14 protein-coding genes are annotated in these 16,861 nt (G+C 43.1%); 12 read left to right on the forward strand and 2 right to left on the reverse strand.

Features of this window, described 5'->3' with window-relative positions; genetic code table 11:
* Positions 1-66 precede the first annotated feature (66 nt).
* Together MHI51_RS12895 and MHI51_RS12900 are read left to right on the forward strand one after the other, a co-directional pair.
* Positions 67-522 carry a MarR family winged helix-turn-helix transcriptional regulator gene (locus MHI51_RS12895; protein WP_038570382.1) on the forward strand — a complete coding sequence of 152 codons (456 nt, stop codon included), beginning with the start codon at positions 67-69 and terminating at the stop codon, positions 520-522.
* The gene (locus MHI51_RS12900; RefSeq protein ID WP_342410732.1) at positions 519-3,680 is read left to right on the forward strand and encodes an MMPL family transporter; all 3,162 of its coding nucleotides are present in this window, start codon (positions 519-521) and stop codon (positions 3,678-3,680) included. The genes MHI51_RS12895 and MHI51_RS12900 overlap by 4 nt, the downstream gene beginning before the upstream one ends.
* A gap of 85 nt (positions 3,681-3,765) precedes the next feature.
* Here the strand turns inward: MHI51_RS12900 and MHI51_RS12905 are convergent, their stop codons facing one another.
* On the reverse strand, positions 3,766-4,437 hold the full coding sequence (locus tag MHI51_RS12905; protein ID WP_076183453.1) for a lipopolysaccharide assembly protein LapB: 672 nt from the start codon (positions 4,435-4,437) through the stop codon (positions 3,766-3,768).
* A 194-nt stretch (positions 4,438-4,631) separates the two neighbouring features.
* Here MHI51_RS12905 and MHI51_RS12910 point away from each other — a divergent pair, with 194 nt between their 5' ends.
* From MHI51_RS12910 to MHI51_RS12925, 4 genes are all read left to right on the forward strand, one after another.
* Positions 4,632-6,191 carry a hypothetical protein gene (locus MHI51_RS12910; protein ID WP_405173925.1) on the forward strand — a complete coding sequence of 520 codons (1,560 nt, stop codon included), beginning with the start codon at positions 4,632-4,634 and terminating at the stop codon, positions 6,189-6,191.
* Between the two features lie 89 nt (positions 6,192-6,280).
* Positions 6,281-6,874 carry a TIGR00730 family Rossman fold protein gene (locus MHI51_RS12915; RefSeq protein ID WP_405173926.1) on the forward strand — a complete coding sequence of 198 codons (594 nt, stop codon included), beginning with the start codon at positions 6,281-6,283 and terminating at the stop codon, positions 6,872-6,874.
* Positions 6,875-7,018: 144 nt separating this feature from the next.
* Positions 7,019-7,921 carry a polysaccharide deacetylase family protein gene (locus MHI51_RS12920; RefSeq protein ID WP_405173927.1) on the forward strand — a complete coding sequence of 301 codons (903 nt, stop codon included), beginning with the start codon at positions 7,019-7,021 and terminating at the stop codon, positions 7,919-7,921.
* A 134-nt stretch (positions 7,922-8,055) separates the two neighbouring features.
* Positions 8,056-8,217, forward strand: coding sequence for a hypothetical protein (locus tag MHI51_RS12925; protein ID WP_172628809.1), 162 nt, complete (start codon positions 8,056-8,058; stop codon positions 8,215-8,217).
* A 78-nt stretch (positions 8,218-8,295) separates the two neighbouring features.
* On the opposite strand, the gene MHI51_RS12930 is transcribed toward MHI51_RS12925, so the two are convergent.
* The gene (locus MHI51_RS12930) at positions 8,296-8,508 is read right to left on the reverse strand and encodes a hypothetical protein (protein WP_076125931.1); all 213 of its coding nucleotides are present in this window, start codon (positions 8,506-8,508) and stop codon (positions 8,296-8,298) included.
* A gap of 270 nt (positions 8,509-8,778) precedes the next feature.
* Between MHI51_RS12930 and MHI51_RS12935 the strand changes: the two genes are divergently transcribed.
* The 6 genes from MHI51_RS12935 (at position 8,779) to MHI51_RS12960 (ending at position 16,859) form a co-directional block, all read left to right on the forward strand.
* Entirely contained in the window at positions 8,779-10,137 is a 1,359-nt protein-coding gene (locus MHI51_RS12935) for an ABC transporter substrate-binding protein (RefSeq protein WP_076125933.1), read from the forward strand.
* Positions 10,138-10,240: 103 nt separating this feature from the next.
* Complete coding sequence (locus tag MHI51_RS12940; protein ID WP_036686279.1) at positions 10,241-11,194, forward strand: carbohydrate ABC transporter permease; 954 nt, start codon at positions 10,241-10,243, stop codon at positions 11,192-11,194.
* The gene (locus MHI51_RS12945) at positions 11,191-12,054 is read left to right on the forward strand and encodes a carbohydrate ABC transporter permease (RefSeq protein WP_405173928.1); all 864 of its coding nucleotides are present in this window, start codon (positions 11,191-11,193) and stop codon (positions 12,052-12,054) included. Before MHI51_RS12940 ends, MHI51_RS12945 begins: the two co-directional genes overlap by 4 nt.
* Before the next feature lie 82 nt (positions 12,055-12,136).
* Positions 12,137-13,861 (forward strand): sensor histidine kinase, encoded by a 1,725-nt coding sequence (locus MHI51_RS12950; protein WP_405173929.1) that lies wholly within the window; start codon positions 12,137-12,139, stop codon positions 13,859-13,861.
* A 62-nt stretch (positions 13,862-13,923) separates the two neighbouring features.
* Positions 13,924-15,243 carry an ABC transporter substrate-binding protein gene (locus tag MHI51_RS12955; RefSeq protein WP_405173930.1) on the forward strand — a complete coding sequence of 440 codons (1,320 nt, stop codon included), beginning with the start codon at positions 13,924-13,926 and terminating at the stop codon, positions 15,241-15,243.
* Between the two features lie 17 nt (positions 15,244-15,260).
* The gene (locus MHI51_RS12960) at positions 15,261-16,859 is read left to right on the forward strand and encodes a response regulator (RefSeq protein ID WP_405173931.1); all 1,599 of its coding nucleotides are present in this window, start codon (positions 15,261-15,263) and stop codon (positions 16,857-16,859) included.
* Positions 16,860-16,861: the final 2 nt, after the last annotated feature.

The raw sequence follows: 16,861 nt of genomic DNA on the forward strand, positions 1-16,861 counted from the left end.
AGCAGGTATTATAGTTTGACAATGAAACTGTTCGATAGTTGAACTATATTTTGGAGGTAGGAAGCTTTGGATAACGAAGTGCAACATTGGATCAATCGCTATATGGATGCTTATTTGATTGTGACAAGACAAGTAGCAGCAAGAATTAAAGATAGTATTGCTGCGGAGACAACGAATGATCAGTATCAAATTCTTCGGTTGATTAATGCTCAGGAACAATGTACGTCTACATATCTTGCTGAATCTTTTTGCGTGGGTAAAAGCTCCATTACTGCAATCATTAACAGATTGGTGCAAGCGGGTATAATCGAGCGAACTCGTGACGAGAATGATCGCCGCCAGGTGTATTTGTCGATGTCTGAGCACGGAAAAAAAGTTTTTGAAGCAGCGGAGACGCAGGTACATGAAGTGATTTCCCCGTATTTGTTTCATTTTGAAGAGAAGGATATTGAAATGTTCGTCATGATGTTCGAGAAGCTGGCGAATTTAATTCAGAATGATGATGGAGGGAAGAATCCATGAAGACGATTCTAAAAGCAAGATGGGCGGTTATCGCAATCTGGCTCGCTGTGGCCGTAGTTTTGGTCATGACGGCCCCATCGTTCTCTGATCTTGTACGTGAGAAGGGGCAGGTTACTGTACCTGATGGCTATTCCTCATCTAGAGCAGCAGAGATCTTAAAGGAAGCGGCGAATGACAAGGGCGGAGAGACACTTCATCAGGTAGCTCTTGTATTCAATAATCCAGAGGGAATCGGAGCCGATGATACAGCTAGTATACAGCAGGGTGTTGAGAAGTTGGCTGCGAATAAGGAGACGCTGCAGATCGATTCCATCACCGATCCTTTTTCACAAAGTGAGCTTAAGGATACGTTGATTGCCAAGGATGGCAAGACGATAATGGTGGCGTTGTCTATCAAAGGCGGAGGAGAGTCTGTCACCGCACTTCCTGATAAAGTGGATGAATTACTCACAGATGTTAAGGCGGATCATTATTTAACCAGTGAGGGTTTGATTACTGAGGATATGATTGCTAGCTCGGAAGCCGGGCTTAAGAAATCGGAATATATTACGGTAGTCTTTATTTTACTTATCCTGTTCGTGGTATTCCGTTCGTTCGTGGCACCGTTTGTTCCGCTACTGACGGTAGGACTCAGCTATATTGTTTCTCAGTCCGTTGTGGCTTTTTTAGTGGACCGTTATGATTTTCCATTATCTACATTTACTCAAATCTTTATGGTTGCGGTCATGTTCGGGATTGGTACGGATTATTGTATCCTGTTAATCAGTCGTTTTAAAGAAGAAATGATGACAGCAGAAGATACCAAAAGTGCTATTATTGCAACCTACCGTAAGGCTGGGGGAACGGTGTTCTATTCCGGACTTGCGGTATTCGTAGGTTTTGTAGCGATTGGATTATCCAAATTCATTCTGTATCGCTCGGCGGTAGCCGTTGCCGTGGGGATTGCGGTTATGCTGCTGGCGCTTGTAACCATTGTTCCATTCTTCATGGCGGTACTTGGCAAAAAGCTCTTCTGGCCTTCACGCGGGAAGCTGGAGCACAGTGAGAGCCGTATTTGGGGAGCAGCAGGTTCTTTTTCCTTAAAAAGACCATGGGCCGCGCTGCTAATTGTTGCAGTAATCGTAGCTCCGTTCCTTGTTACCTATAGCGGAAAGCTGTCCTTCAACAGCTTGGAGGAAATTGGCTCAGAATATGCCTCGGTAAAAGGATTTAACATCATTTCGGATAGCTTCGGGCCGGGTGAATCCATGCCTGGCAAGATCGTAATCAAAAATGATGATCGGATGGATACTTCAGAATATCTTGGACTTGCAGAAAAAATCAGCCGCGAGCTGGAAAAAGTGGACAGCGTAAAATCGGTGCGCAGCATGTCTCGTCCAACCGGAGAGCTGATCAGTGATTTCTTAATCCCGAATCAGGTGGGGACTTTATCTGACGGTCTGGATCAGACCAGTGAGGGACTGACCAAGATTCAAACGGGATTGTCTGAAGCTAGTAAACAGCTGAGTGAAAATGCACCTAAGCTTACAGAGGCTGCTCAAGGCAGCGCTAAGCTGACGGAAGGCACAGCAGAACTGAAAGATGGAATCGTCGCGTTAGGCGATGGGCTGGCACGTATTGAGAGCGGAATAAAAAGCGGCTCAGCTGGTGCAGGAGAGATCAAAGCAGGACTTCAACAGGCAGCTGCTAGTGCCAAGCAGCTTGCGGATGCCAATACGAAGCTGCTGGAGGGATATAAAAAAATCGGCAGCGGTTTAACTGCGCTGGATCAAGGGCTTGGGCAGCTTCCGGAGCAGCTGCAAGGTGTGGCAGAAGCGTTGAAGGGACTGGATGGTTCTTTTAATGGTCTTGAGAGCAGTTATCCGGAAATTCTGCAGGATGTTAATTATCTGACCATTAAAGGCACCGTAACGCACAGTGGTACTGGGGCAGCACAGCTGGCAGCGGGTCTTGGGCAGATCTCAGAGCAGCTTAAAGGAGCAGCAGCAGGCTTAAATGAGGCGAATGCTGGCTATGCCAAAGCTTCGGCTGGGCAAACTGCACTCGCACAAGGTTTAGCTAAGCTTGTTGCGGGCATCGGTCAGCTGCAATCTGGGCTGGAGCAGGCCGCAGCAGGTCAAGGACAGATCGTAGATAAAATTCCATCCATTACTAGTGGCCTAGATCAATTGCAAGGTGGACAGCAGCAGCTTGCGGATGGATTTGGTCAATTAACAGGGCAGATAGGAGCCTTAACTACTGGATTAAGCGACAGTGCAAACGGCTTGAAACAAATTACCAGTGGGCTGGGCTCTGCACAAGATTATTTGAATCAGATTCAAGCGGCTAAGGATGATGAGCTGAGTGGATTCTTTGTACCGGCTGAGGCTCTTGAAGCTGAAGGCATAGAGCAGGTATTTAATACCTACTTGTCTGACGACCGTAAGGTAATGACGCTGGATGTAGTATTCACTGAGAATCCATATAGTTCAGAAGCTATTGACAGTGTTGATGATATTCAAGCAGCAGTAGATCGTGCAGTGAAAGGTACGAAGCTGGAAAATGCAGAGTCTGCAATCAGCGGGGTTACAAGCAGCCAGAACGATTTGCGTAATATTTCCAACGAAGACTACACACGTACAGTAATCTTGATGCTGGGTGGGATCTTCATTATCTTGGTGTTGCTGCTTCGTTCAATCGTAATGCCGATTTACCTTATTATTTCTCTTTTGATTACTTATTTTTCAGCATTGGGTGTTACAGAGGCTATATTCGTTCACCTTCTGCACTTTGAAGGGATTACCTGGACAACGCCATTCTTCAGCTTTGTTATGCTGATTGCACTTGGAGTAGATTATAGTATTTTCTTAATGGCCCGCTTTAACGAATATAAAACTTGGGATGTGCGGGAAGCGATCCTGCATGCTATGCGAAATATGGGAACAGTCATTCTTTCGGCGGTAGTTATTTTGGGCGGTACCTTCGCTTCGATGTACCCTTCAGGCGTATTGTCGATGATGCAGATTGCAACAGTGGTGCTTGTAGGATTGGCCTTGTATGCACTAATCTTCTTGCCGTTTTTTGTTCCTGTTATGGTACGGATCTTCGGCCGTGGGAACTGGTGGCCATTTGCGGTCAAACAAAGTGGAGAACCCACTAAACAAGATGTAAACATGTAATCACTCTACACAGCAAAAAACCTCTAGTGTTTGCCTAAATAAATAGGCGGCTAGAGGTTTTTTTGTGAAAATATAAGTACAAAGTTTATTTCATTTTGGCAAAAAAGCTACGTAACGCCCAGCCGCGTTCTTGCCGTTTTTTATATTTGGGTAGCGAACGGTAGATGGCGGTGGATTCGTCGAAAGCACGTTTAGCATCCTCAGTTCTGCCCAATGCTTTGTACATGGAGCCGGCTAAATAATAGGCTTCACTAGAGGAAGACTGAATCTCTTGAAATTGAGTAACGTAATGCAACGCTTTATCGTGATCTGTATGGCGGAAGGTTTCCGCTAACCGAAGATATGGCTGACCATATTGGGCTTTTCGGTTAATTTCTAGACCTCGAAGCATCTGATCTTCGCCTTCTTCCAAAGCGCCCAGCTTAAGATTCACATGACCCAGCTCCACCCAATATTCGGCAGATTGTTCGTAACGGTCTTCGATCTGTAGCAGGATATCCTTGGCTTCTTTGTATTTTTTACGTTCTGACAGATTCCGGGCTAAATCAAATTTAGCAGAAACATCATTTGGATTCAAAGATACTGTTGTGCGCAGCTTGGAGATTTGCCGCACCCGTTTGAAGGGCTTTGTAATACTAGGGAAAATTCCCACGTATCGCCGATCTAAGAAATACAAGATAACAAGCAGGATGAATAAAGCCAGAAAAGGGTTGCCCACTAATCTGAAAAGCATCATAATACCTATAAATTTAAGCATGATTTCCCTCCATGATCATTTGGTTCCGGTATTGCGGTTGAATAAGAGCAGATCTAAGGCAGCGTAATTATATCATAATTCAAACCAATCTGAATCCCGGGATTTAAGATAAACTACAACTTTTGTCAGCTTTATAGCGTCTTAGTGTAATAGAAATAATAATTACAATAATATCATAAGAAGGGAAAATCAAGATGCACTTATTTTCAAGGAAGCTAAGGCTGTTTAGTTTGTTGGTTTGTTCAAGTCTGGTGACTGCATTGTCAGTCCCTCAAGTTATAAGTGCAGCTCCATCACCTGAGAAGTTGGGTGGGATTAAGGAGATTGTTGCTTCGCCTGGTTTTTGGGGTGGAAGCTCTTTTGCGGTGGGAACTGACGGAAATGTTTGGTCCTGGGGGAGTAATGTTTTTGGTCAATTTGCTAATGGTACCGCCGGGCCTGAGGGGTGGACGATTACTCCCCATAAAATAGCTGGGCTTGAACATACGAAACAGCTGGCGATCGGCGAAGCGTACTATGTAGCGCTTAACGAAGATGGTACGGTTAAAGCTTGGGGAGATTATCGGGATAAGAGTGTAGCAGAAGCTGGCAATGGGGCAAGTGCTAAACAACACAAGGTTCTGCTTCCTCAAGGGATCTCAGGAATGAGTGATGTGGTTAGTATATCGTCAGGATTGCATAGTGCATTAGCTTTGAGAAACGATGGAAGTCTACTCCAGTGGAATCCTCCAGAAGCTTCAGATGTGGGCTATACAGAGCTGCCTGCTGCCACTAAGGTACAGGGTTTGAGCGAAGTGAAGTGGATCGGAAGCAGTATTTATCATGCCGCCATTCGAACTAACGGTACCCTGTGGATTTGGAGTGCTATCCCGCAAACAGAGAACACGAATGTGATGAAGAAACCGACCCCAGTTAAGGATTTATACCATGTAAAGTCCGTCTCTATGAGCGATCGCAGTATACTGGCTTTAACCGAGAGCGGGAGCGTCTGGGGAACAATTGACAGCAATAATTATAACGAAGTCACGATGAGCAAGATGCCAGGTCTTACGGATATTGTATCTGTCCAGACGAAAAACGGGTTCAATCTTGTTGGCAATAAAAAAGGAGAATACTGGGTATGGAAAGCTGGTACCTCACTACAAGGTCTGCAAAAGATTACAACCGTAAAAACGATCTCAAAACTTACGCTGGATTTAGACAACTTTGCAGCTGTTAAAAAAGATGGCACCGTGTGGACTTGGAGTACCCAACCATCAACCGACAACCGTTTAGTTTTTACGCAGCCTAAGTTAATAAAAGGATTGAGTGATCCTGTTTCTTTTGCCATGGGTGAGAATAGTAAGTATGCAGTCCTGAAGGATGGAACAGCTGTGGCTTGGGGAACAAATAGGTTTGGTCAACTCGGAATTAGCGCGGTTGATTCACGTCCTTTTACTATATCTCCTATTTTAAAGCCTGTTACTGTAATTGTAGATGGTCAAAAAATGGATTCCGCACAGTCTGCTATTTTTATGGATGGAAGTGTAAAAGTACCGATTAGGGATGTAGCAGAAAGTCTGGGATATACCCTGTCTTTGGAGGGGGAACTGACGTTGACGAAAGCTGGGAAGAAAATTTCATTACCGTCAGGAGAATCCATTAAAGTAAGCTACACTTCTCTAGTGCCAGCAGCGGCTTTGGCCAAAGCTACAGGTCTATTTGCGGAGTGGAATAGTACGCTGTACCAATTAACATTACAAACAAAAAGATGACTTACATTTAACACATATATTAATATTCTGAGGTACAATAAGTGAATTAATCTCAATTTCACCATAATAACCAGTCTGGAGTGATAGGAATGGCTTTTACAATATGTGTGTTTGCCGGATCGAATCCAGGTCTTAACTCTGAATATACGGAAATGGCTAGGGAATTAGGTTATCATATAGCGGCACAAGGCTGTAGGTTGGTCTATGGAGGTTCGCGGAATGGCCTTATGGGACAGGTTGCGGACGGGGTACTCGCTAATGGTGGCGAAGCTGTAGGAATTATGCCAGTGGATCTTTTTCAAGATGAAATCAGACACTCCGGATTGACGAATCTGATTGAGGTCTCTAGTATGCATGAACGTAAGGCGGTAATGAGCGGTATGGCGGATGCTTTTATTGCTTTGCCGGGAGGTCTTGGAACCTTCGATGAGCTATTTGAAATTCTGTGCTGGATGCAGATTGGTATTCATCAGAAGCCTATAGGGCTGCTGAATGTTCGAGGTTATTTTAATCCACTGCAAGCCCTGATCTCCCATAGTGTGGCTGAAGGTTTTGCACCAAAAACTGCACTTCAAATGCTGCATATGAACTCAGAACCCGAATATCTGCTTGAACTGATGAGAGGGCGAGTGGATCCTAATAATGATGAGAAGGGGAAAGCAAGGTTCCCGTCTCAGCGCTAGATTCAAGGTTTCCACTGCTCTAAGGTGCGAATAATTGGTTTTGGTTTAGCACGCTATTCAAAATAAGGACGCAAACACTTCACGGTGTCTACGTTCTTATTTTTTTTCTTTTTGTAAAATCATTTAGTAATAGGGGGAAGGCTTATGATTCGAAAATTAGGCTTTGCGGCTGACGACCGTCTGTTAATAATTAATGCTGACGATTTCGGAATAACTAAAGGAACTAATGAAGCTATTGTTAACTTATTTGAAGGAAAAGCTATAACATCCACATCTATTATGATGCCTTGCCCAGACTCAAATGACGCTATAAAGATAATTAATTGGAAAGGAATAAAGAATATTGGAATTCATCTAACGCTAACGAGTGGCGAGAAATATCCGTATCAACCAGTATTCAAAGAAAAAATCTTGAGTAGCTTAATTACGGGGGAAGGGTATTTTCATCAAGATGCCACTCTTCTGGAAAGAAACGCTGCTGATGACGAGATTAGATTAGAGTTAGAATCGCAAATCCAAAGTGCAATCGTACAAGACATTGATCCAACTCATCTGGATAGTCATGGGGGGAGTATCATGGGGTTATACACTGGGCGAGATTTTATAGAAATAATATTTGATTTGTGTGAAAAGTACCGCCTGCCCTTTAATTTACCTATTAGGATATTAGAACAACCCTTTTTTAATAATGATCAGTTGAAATTGTTTCAAAAAAGAATTTCTTCAGCAAAAGAAAGGGGGATTTTATTAATCGATGATATAATTTCTCTTCCTTACTGTTTTTGCCCTGCTGCGGAATATAGCAAAATGAAAATGAGATTAACTGAATTGTTAAAGAATTTAAAACCTGGAATAACACAGTTAACTATACATCCATCTAAAATAACAGATCAATTAATAGCAATAACGAAATGTTATACAGAAAGAGAATTGGAATATCGTCTTTTAAATGATATTGAAATTAAGGAATTGATTATTAATGAGGAGATTAAACTTATTTCTGGAAAGACATACGTGATTTACAAAGATGTATTTAGCATATTGTAAAGGGTGCACTTTTTCATTTTTTAATATGAATCTGATAAAACTGTTTAAACTTTGGCGAAGCTGGGTAAATAAGCCGTAAGTAACCAAGCAGAAATGCAAATTTCAGTAACATCACGGAAGGAGGTTGAAATCCAATGAATGTGATCGTACATAATCTTATGGCTTACAATCATCAGTTTTTTAGACCTCAGCCCGTGGTCAATCCCAAGCAAGGAAAAGCAGACAAGAAGAGAATGAGTTTCCAGGAAGTTCTGAATGAGAAAATGAAAGCGTACAGCACCTACAACAAAAATTAAAGATGAAAGCTATACCCTATGTCTGTTAAAGAAAGCCGGAACGCGATGATCCTAGAGATCATTGCATTCCGGCTTTCTTTAGGGTCTAACCTCAAAAAATTCGCAGCTCTTGCGTGAGTAGTAAGTCAGATCACTAACTCTAGATTGAATAACAACATCGAAATCAGTGAAGCGGACAACGGTTGCTCCTGAATTTACTAAATGATCGTCCTGAAATACACGAACAGGTAATTTGCGGTCAACGGCTTCTTGGAAATCGCTGTCGCTTAGCAGCGGGCGGTTAATGGGCATGGGAAATAACTCCTTTGATCATGTAATGAAGTAAGAAATAAAAATAGTATACCTGCGGAAGCACAAGAAATCCAATTTAAGATGAAGTACACGTATTCTGTGAGGAACATATTTGGACGAAATTTTATACTCCCTCCTTAGACATAACATAGATATGAATGGTTTCGTAATTATTTCCACCATAAATCGGAAGTTTACCTCCTCAAAAAAAGAATTTAAACCCTGTACACTAATTCTTGTAAGAGAAACCTTTGAAAGGGGTACAGGGGAATGAATAAAGTAAAACACTTGGCGCTATCGTTAGTCGCTATCATGCTCGTAGGTTCACTGGCAGCATGCGGAGGCAACAACGCCGAGAACAACAACACATCAAACAAAAATGCAGGTAACAACGCAGCAAGCACAAGTGAACCTACTAAGGATGAGGGAACAGAACCGGCTGAGAAAATCGAACTTTCTTTCTGGACACTGGGCAACGTGAACTACGAGGATTTAGCGAAGGAGTACACTAAGGAACATCCAAACATTACGATCAAAGTGCAAAATACCGGTGACCAAACCGCTCACCATAATAATTTGACCACTGCTTTGTCGGCTGGATCGGGTGCGCCTGATATTTTCCAACTTGAAATCGGTTTCATGGAACGTTTCATCAACGCTCAGGACAAGTTCTATAACCTGAATGATCTGGGTGCCAAAGATATTCAAGCCAACTATCTGGATTGGAAATGGAAACAAGCTTCTTCCGTAGATGGCAGCTTCCAGCTAGGTCTTCCAACAGATATCGGTCCAACGGTTGTATATTACCGCACAGATTTGGCTGAAGAAGCTGGGCTGCCAAGTGATTCAGAAGGATTCGGCGCTGCTATTGATACTTGGGATAAGTTCGCAGCTGTTGCCAAAGCTTTTAAAGATAAAACAGGCAAACCATTTGTAGACCTTACGGATCTTACCTTTAATGCTTTGCGTGACCAATCTGCTGATGAAATCTATTTCAGCAAAGCTGATGGCAGCTTTATCGGAGATACCAATCCGCAAGTCAAAAAAGCTTATGATTTCACGGTTAAAGGTATTCAAGAAGGCTGGATCAGCAATGTTATGCTCTGGTCTCCTGAATGGGGTCAAGGCATGAACGACGGTTCATTTGCAGTAGTTATGGGACCAGCTTGGATGGCGGGAAATGTTAAGAGTAATGCTCCAGACTCCTCTGGCAAATGGAAAATTGCTCAGCTCCCTGAAGGTGCTGGTAACTGGGGTGGCTCGTTCCTGACGCTGCCAAAAGAAGGCAAACACTCGAAAGAAGCTTATGACTTTATCGCATGGATGGATAACAAGGAAAACCAACTGGAATCTTTCAAAACCAAAGGCCTTATGCCTTCCATTCCTGCCCTGTATGAAGATCCTGCATTCGTAGATTTCAAAGATGATTTCTTCGGTGGACAACAAACCGCTGTAGAATTCGGTAAAGCAGCAAACCGGGTAAAACCTGTATACTACGGTCCGCTTCATGACCAAACCGATACTTTCTTCAAAAACGCCTTGAAAAATGTGTTGGAGAAAAAAGCAGATCCGACCAAAGAATGGAACGAAGCAGTAAAACAAGCGAAAACATTGGCTGAACGCAGCTAAGATTTCAAGCTTATGAAATTCAATTTCTAGAAGGTCCGGATTCATAGAGTGAAACATTCTCTGTGAATTCGGATTTACACGTTAGATTACCTGGAGGTGTGACATGGCACAACCTGTTATTTCAAGTCCGCATGCCGAGAGCAAGCGCCGCTTTTTAACTGAACAAAGAAGGAGCCGCATCACTGCTTACACGTTTATTTCGCCCTTTTTTATTCTGTTCTCGATATTTGGACTATATCCGATCTTTTTCACGATCTATCTCTCGTTCTTTAAATGGGATGCCCTGAATCCTATGAAATTTGTAGGGTGGAAAAACTATGATCTGGTCACAAGTGATCCGACCTTTTGGATTTCTTTTAGCAACACGTTAATTATGGGGCTTATGGGTACTGTTCCACAGATATTACTAGCTCTATTGATTGCTGTTTTGTTGAATTCGGCGATGACTCGCTTTAAGAAGACGTTCCGGGTTTTATTTTTTATGCCTAATATTACGTCTATCGTTGCGGTTACGCTCGTGTTCAGTACACTGTTTGGCAACAACGGAATGATCAACTGGATACTAAACGGCCTGGGACTGGATAGTATGGCCTTCAACTCTGGCTGGTGGGGCGTTAAAATCGCCATTTCTACGATGGTAATGTGGCGCTGGACGGGATATAATGCCATTATTTTTCTATCAGGCTTGCAAAGTATCCCTACGGATCTATATGAAGCGGCACGTATTGACGGTGCGAACAGAAGACAACAGCTAACCTTTATAACGTTACCGCTATTGAAGCCATTCATTGTATTTGTTACCTTGCTTTCAACTATAGGTGCCTTGCAGCTGTTCACTGAGCCTTATGTATTTTTGGGCCAAGCGGGAACTGGATCTACACGTCAGGAAGGAATCACTATGGTTACTTATTTGTATAGCGAAGCATTCCGCAACGGATTTTTTGGTACGGCAGCAGCTACGGCAGTCTTGCTGTTCCTGGTCACGATTATTTTCTCTGTCCTCAATATGCTGGTCTCAAATCGCATGGGTGGAGATACGGGAGGGGGTAAAGCGTGAGTACGCTGCGTGTATTTAAAAAAGATCCGGATGATCTAGGGATCATCGGCAAGTTAGGATTTTATCTGCTGCTGATTGTTGGTGCGCTCGTGTCCATCTTTCCTTTTTATTGGATGTTTGTAGTTGGCACTAATGACAGAGGCACAGTATTCCATGTGCCACCTTTGCTTACGGTTGGAGACCAGTTTTTTGAGAATTTCCAGCGGGTACTGGACAAAACAGACTTCTTTCAAGCCTTGGGCAACTCTTTATTTGTCTCATCTATGGTTACAATATCAGTCGTGTTTTTCTGTACACTGGCAGGTTATGCCTTTGCCAAATATGAATTTCCGTTTAAAAATTTTCTGTTCTACTTTGTAATTGCTACATTATTTGTGCCACAGCAGCTTGGTGTATTACCTACTTACGTAATTATGGCCAAGCTCCACTGGATAGACTCTTTCAAGGCACTTATTGTTCCGGCGATGGTTAATGCCTTCGGGATCTTCTGGATGCGGCAGTATATCACTACAGCTGTACATACGGAATTGATTGAAGCAGGTCGGATCGATGGCGGCGGACATTTCCGGATCTTCTGGAACATCGCTATTCCGGTCATTACTCCAGCTATGGCTACACTAGGTATACTGAATTTTATGACCGTTTGGAATGACTTCTTCTGGCCTTTAGTGGTACTGAAGAATCAAGAGCATTTCACAATTCAAATTGCGCTCCAGCAGCTGTTCTCCAATCGCGATGGTCTAGACTACGGAATGATCATGTCAGCAACATTTACGGCAACCTTGCCACTGCTGATTGTATTCCTGTTATTTAGCCGCTGGGTGATTGCTGGACTTACTTCAGGAGCTATTAAGAGCTGATCTTACTTTTTGATCTTTACAGGGAATAGGCGGTTTTGTGAAGAATACTAGAGGACAGAGACAGCAGGGGAAGGGGAATATCATGAAACTCCGCCGTAAAATCTTGTTCGCTATTATTCTTCTCGTCTTTATTCCGGTTATTCTGATGGGGATCGTCACTTACGTTAATTTTTCTAATGCAATGGAGAAAAAATCAAGCAACTTCTACTGGATTTCACTGCTTGAAACGGATCGAAAGCTTAAATTCGCGCTTAGTGAAATCACCTCGATCACGAATTCAAAAATTACGCAGCCGGTTGTTCAGCAATCACTGAAGCAGAAGAACTTTGTAATCACTTATGATCGAAAGCAGGAGCTTAGCAGTTATCTCATTGATCATCCAATGATTACTTCATTTAGTTTTTATAGTAAAGATCGTTTAATTTATCAATACAATGCATCGATGTCTTTTGAGGACTTGAAGAGACAAAGCTGGTTTGACGCGATGGAAGGCGCCGAAGGGCGGCCTGTGTGGTCAGGACCGGGAGAAAATGGCTCGGAGATCTCCGGCAATCCGGTACTTGTACAAGCAAGAGTAATCAAAGATTCATATTCTCTCGAAGATATCGGATATCTGGTTGTTAATGTAAAACCTGATTTATTGGATCAGATTTTCTGGGAAGCAGCAACCCTCAAGAAGGGGGATATTTTGCTGGTCAACAAGCTAGGAAATATCGTTTTTAATAAATCCGGTGAACATATTGGACAACGCACAGATTTCCCCTTTTTACAAAATGATTATGCTAAGGAACATGACTATTACATCGACAACTATCAGGGGGAAAAATCACTCATAACCTTCCTACCTTCTCATAATGCAGCCTGGTATTTAGTAGCCATTACACCTATGAATCTCATCTCGTCAGAATCTGTATCCATCCGGAATATTGCGATTATTTTAAGTACAGTTTCGCTGTTATCCGCCATTTTGTTCGACCGCTATTTCGTACGGAGGCTCGTTCATAGTATTAATAGTGCGGTTAACGGGATGAAGCGGGTGAAGCAGGGGATATTTACGCCGATCACTACACCCTATCGTGCTGATGATGAAAGTGATTTGCTGATTGATGGCTTTAATCGGATGAGCACGCAGATCAATGAGCTGCTTGTGCAGGTGGAGACTGAGCAGGGACGTAAGAAGGAAGCAGAAATGCAAGCGCTAATGGCGCAGATTAACCCTCATTTTATTTATAATTCACTCGAATCGATTAATTCGATGGCAGTGCTGCAAGGCAATAAAGATATTAGCAAAATGGTCATCTCACTCGGCAAGCTGCTGCGAATCAGCATCAGTCAGAATCAGGAGCTGATTCCGCTGCATATGGAGTTCGAGCATGTGCGTCATTATTTGGATATCCAGAAGTTTCGTTTTGAAGATAAATTCTCTTATGTTATAGATCTTTCGGATGGTCTTAGGACGTTCATGACACAAAAGCTGATCGTTCAGCCGATTGTTGAGAATGCGCTGTATCATGCGATTGAGCAGATGGAGGACGCAGGGATCATTGAGATTACGGCCTATGAAATGGGCATGGATATGATCATTATCGTAAAAGATAACGGACCCGGCTTTGACCTTGCCAAGATGATGAGTCTTTGGGATAACGAGGGAAGTGCTCAGAAGAAATACAGTGATAGCGGCGTGGGGCTTAAAAATGTGCATGAACGCTTGAATATTCGATTCGGCAGTCCATACGGCATACTAGTGTGTTCATCCCCCGGCTTTGGTTCAACCATCCGAATCCGAATACCAAAAATACTGCCGTAATCGACCATACGAAAAGAAAGGGGGAGAATGTTATCAAAAAATGGTTATTGAAATGGGGCTGGATGTGGTTATATCTAGTGCTGATTTCGGGTGCGGTTTTATTTATAACTTTAGGAAAGCAAGAACCCATTGAAGATGATTCACCAGAGAAAATCACATTAACTTTCCGTCATTTCTGGATTAAAGAGCATGATCGGCCACTGTTGACTATTTATGAAGATATCGTGGACAAATACCAGTTAGAGCATCCAAATGTGAAAGTTAACTTTGAAGGTGTGGATCAGACGTTGCACCGTGATCAAAAGCTGAAGAACGAGATGGTTACTGGCACCCCGCCAGATATGTTTGTTTTGTTCGGTGGAGCGGAAATTGAGCCCTATGTGCGCTCTAAGCGTCTGATTGATCTGACGGATTTCGTCCGGGAGAATACGCTAACCAATCAATTCAAGGATCTGGATCTCTGGACCTTTGACAACCATATTTATGGCTTGCCCATTGAAGGGAATGCTGAACCTTTATATTTTAATAAAACCATATTCGAAAAGCTCGGTTTGAAGCCGCCAGAAACGCTGCAAGAGCTTGATGCTGCCATACTAAAGCTGAAGTCGGCAGGATATATTCCATTTGCACTTGGCAACGAGGATCGTTGGCCCGCAGGAATTTTTGCACATTATTTAATGGATCGTTATGCCGGCGCCGACTTGATCGAGAAGCTGATCACTGGTGAAGATCAAGACAGCTTTCAGAATGAGGCGTATTTAAAGGCTTTTCAGCACTTGGAGCAATGGATCAAAGAAGGTGCCTTCAGTACGAAATCGAATGCGTTATCCACAGAAAATGCGGTGGGACTATTTACGAGCGGCAAGGCTGCGATGTATCTGAACGGAAACTGGGATATCAATTTATTTGCCGGAACAGCAGCTCCTACGGATTTTCAAAATGAGGTAGGTGTTATTCCGTTTCCCACATTGAAGAAGGGGGAACAACCTTCGATTGCCGGCGGTTATACATTTGGCATCGGTCTTTCCTCCGAACTAAGCGGAGCGAAGCGGGAGGCTGCACTCGATCTCATGAAAGCTTTTTACACCCAGGAGGTTCAGACTCGGATTGTATATGAAGGGTTGAGAATTCCGTCCATGCGCATCGCCTTTGATCCTGAGAAGACAGGACCCGTATTCGCGCAAGTTATGAATATGATGGAAGTTAACCGCAAGAGCTTTGTCCCTTATGATAATGTATTGTCACCAGAAGTGAAAAAAACGTTCCTGAGTGTTATAGAACAGATGATTAACGGAGAAATGTCTGCTGAGCAAGCGTTAAAGCAAGTGCAGGCATCCTCCATTCAATATTGGAATTTGATCCAAAGCTCAAGTGTACAATGATCCTGGAGGTGCAGGGAATGGATGAGTTACAAGAGAAATATAAAGTAATAATCGTGGATGATGAGCCGATTATTCTTCGTAGCTTAAAAGCAGCCATTCCATGGAATGATCTTCAGATGGAGATTGTGGGAGAGGCCCGGAATGGAGAATTAGCTCTCCGCTTGATAGAAGACACTTCACCACATATCGTGATTAGTGATATTCGCATGCCCGTAATTGACGGGATTACGTTGATGAAGGAAGTATTGTCTAAAAACCCGAAGCTGGTGTTTATTTTTATAAGCGGGTACGGAGAGTTCGAATATGCAAGAGAAGCATTACGTCAAGGTGCTTTTGATTATTTATTGAAGCCGATCGATCATGATGAACTGGTTGAAATGCTAAACCGCGCCAGAACCAAGCTGGATGAACAGAAGCAAAATGATCAGCTGATTCATTCTGTCCAGATGCTGTCACTGCTTGCACGTGAACGTCTGTTTGCAGAAATCACTTTGGGAAATGCAAGGCCGCTTGAGCATCTGAAATGGCTGGAGAACAGTGAACTGGAGAGCGGATATTTCATGGCTGTTGTCCAGTTAGATGACTACACCACACTGAGCAGTCAATGGAGTGTAGAAGAAAAACGGCTATGGCTGTTTGCAATCCGCAATATTGTGGAAGAATGGTCACTGGAGCATGGCGTGCTGACGGTTTTCCCGTTTCATAATGGAGAGTGGATACTACTGTTCCCTGGATCTTTAAGCGCCAGCAGGAGAGAACTTGGTGAACATTTGATAGCGGGAATCAAGAGATACTCCAAGCAGTCTTGTTCCGTAGGCATCAGCCGCACCACACAAGGCATTGATCAATTAAGTACGGTTTACCCTCTGGCCGCGAAGGCCTTATATCAACGGTTCTATTCGGGTCTTGCCGGGGTCTTTATTGATGAAGAGATATCGTTCCCAAGCAGTAAAGAGGTGAAATACCCAAAAGAGCTGGAAACCGCGCTGATAGAAAGTATACGTACCTTAAATAGAGACCGGATGTGGTCTTTATTTGATAAGCTTGCTTTATTTATTGAGTCACAAGCTGTTCCTAAGGATATGGCTGAACGTCTTCTTGTTGAACTGATTGTTGTTTTGTATAGAAATTATGAGTATTTGAATATAAATTCAGATTGGTCCTTGCATGGATTACTTAGCAAGATGCAAAATCTCGGCACTTTAAATGAAGTGATCTCTGCTCTGAAAGAAGAGTTTGGTGTGCGATTGGAGCAAGGGAACAAGCCTGTGAACCGCGAGGATACGCGTAGCGCCATCGAGAAAGCGAAACGTTATATTGAGAGTAATTACCATAAAGATTTAAGTATTGAGGAAGTAGCGGAGCTGGCTGATCTCAGCATCAGTCATTTCTGCACTTTATATAAGCAAATAACGGGATATACCTTTTTGGAGTATGTTACACACTGCCGGATGGAGAGGGCAAAGTATATTTTGCAGAGCAGCAACGTAAAAGTGTATCAGATAGCTCCTCTTGTCGGTTATCAGGACCCGCGTTATTTTACACAGGTTTTTAAAAAGGCTAGTGGTCAAACACCAACAGAATACCGAGAAGAGCATACTAAGCAGAGCCATTAACG

Origin of the sequence: Paenibacillus sp. FSL H8-0260 (assembly GCF_045040625.1) — a bacterium.
Classification (GTDB): domain Bacteria; phylum Bacillota; class Bacilli; order Paenibacillales; family Paenibacillaceae; genus Paenibacillus_AQ; species Paenibacillus_AQ odorifer.

What these genes read in the sequence shown, in the direction of transcription:
- MHI51_RS12925 (WP_172628809.1), top strand. Translation starts at nt 8,056, where the DNA reads ATGAATGTGATCGTACATAATCTTATGGCTTACAATCATCAGTTTTTT.
- MHI51_RS12950 (WP_405173929.1), top strand. Translation starts at nt 12,137, where the DNA reads ATGAAACTCCGCCGTAAAATCTTGTTCGCTATTATTCTTCTCGTCTTT.
- MHI51_RS12940 (WP_036686279.1), top strand. Translation starts at nt 10,241, where the DNA reads ATGGCACAACCTGTTATTTCAAGTCCGCATGCCGAGAGCAAGCGCCGC.
- MHI51_RS12910 (WP_405173925.1), top strand. Translation starts at nt 4,632, where the DNA reads ATGCACTTATTTTCAAGGAAGCTAAGGCTGTTTAGTTTGTTGGTTTGT.
- MHI51_RS12955 (WP_405173930.1), top strand. Translation starts at nt 13,924, where the DNA reads ATGTGGTTATATCTAGTGCTGATTTCGGGTGCGGTTTTATTTATAACT.
- MHI51_RS12930 (WP_076125931.1), bottom strand. Translation starts at nt 8,508, where the DNA reads ATGCCCATTAACCGCCCGCTGCTAAGCGACAGCGATTTCCAAGAAGCC.
- MHI51_RS12915 (WP_405173926.1), top strand. Translation starts at nt 6,281, where the DNA reads ATGGCTTTTACAATATGTGTGTTTGCCGGATCGAATCCAGGTCTTAAC.
- MHI51_RS12960 (WP_405173931.1), top strand. Translation starts at nt 15,261, where the DNA reads ATGGATGAGTTACAAGAGAAATATAAAGTAATAATCGTGGATGATGAG.
- MHI51_RS12935 (WP_076125933.1), top strand. Translation starts at nt 8,779, where the DNA reads ATGAATAAAGTAAAACACTTGGCGCTATCGTTAGTCGCTATCATGCTC.
- MHI51_RS12905 (WP_076183453.1), bottom strand. Translation starts at nt 4,437, where the DNA reads ATGCTTAAATTTATAGGTATTATGATGCTTTTCAGATTAGTGGGCAAC.
- MHI51_RS12920 (WP_405173927.1), top strand. Translation starts at nt 7,019, where the DNA reads ATGATTCGAAAATTAGGCTTTGCGGCTGACGACCGTCTGTTAATAATT.
- MHI51_RS12900 (WP_342410732.1), top strand. Translation starts at nt 519, where the DNA reads ATGAAGACGATTCTAAAAGCAAGATGGGCGGTTATCGCAATCTGGCTC.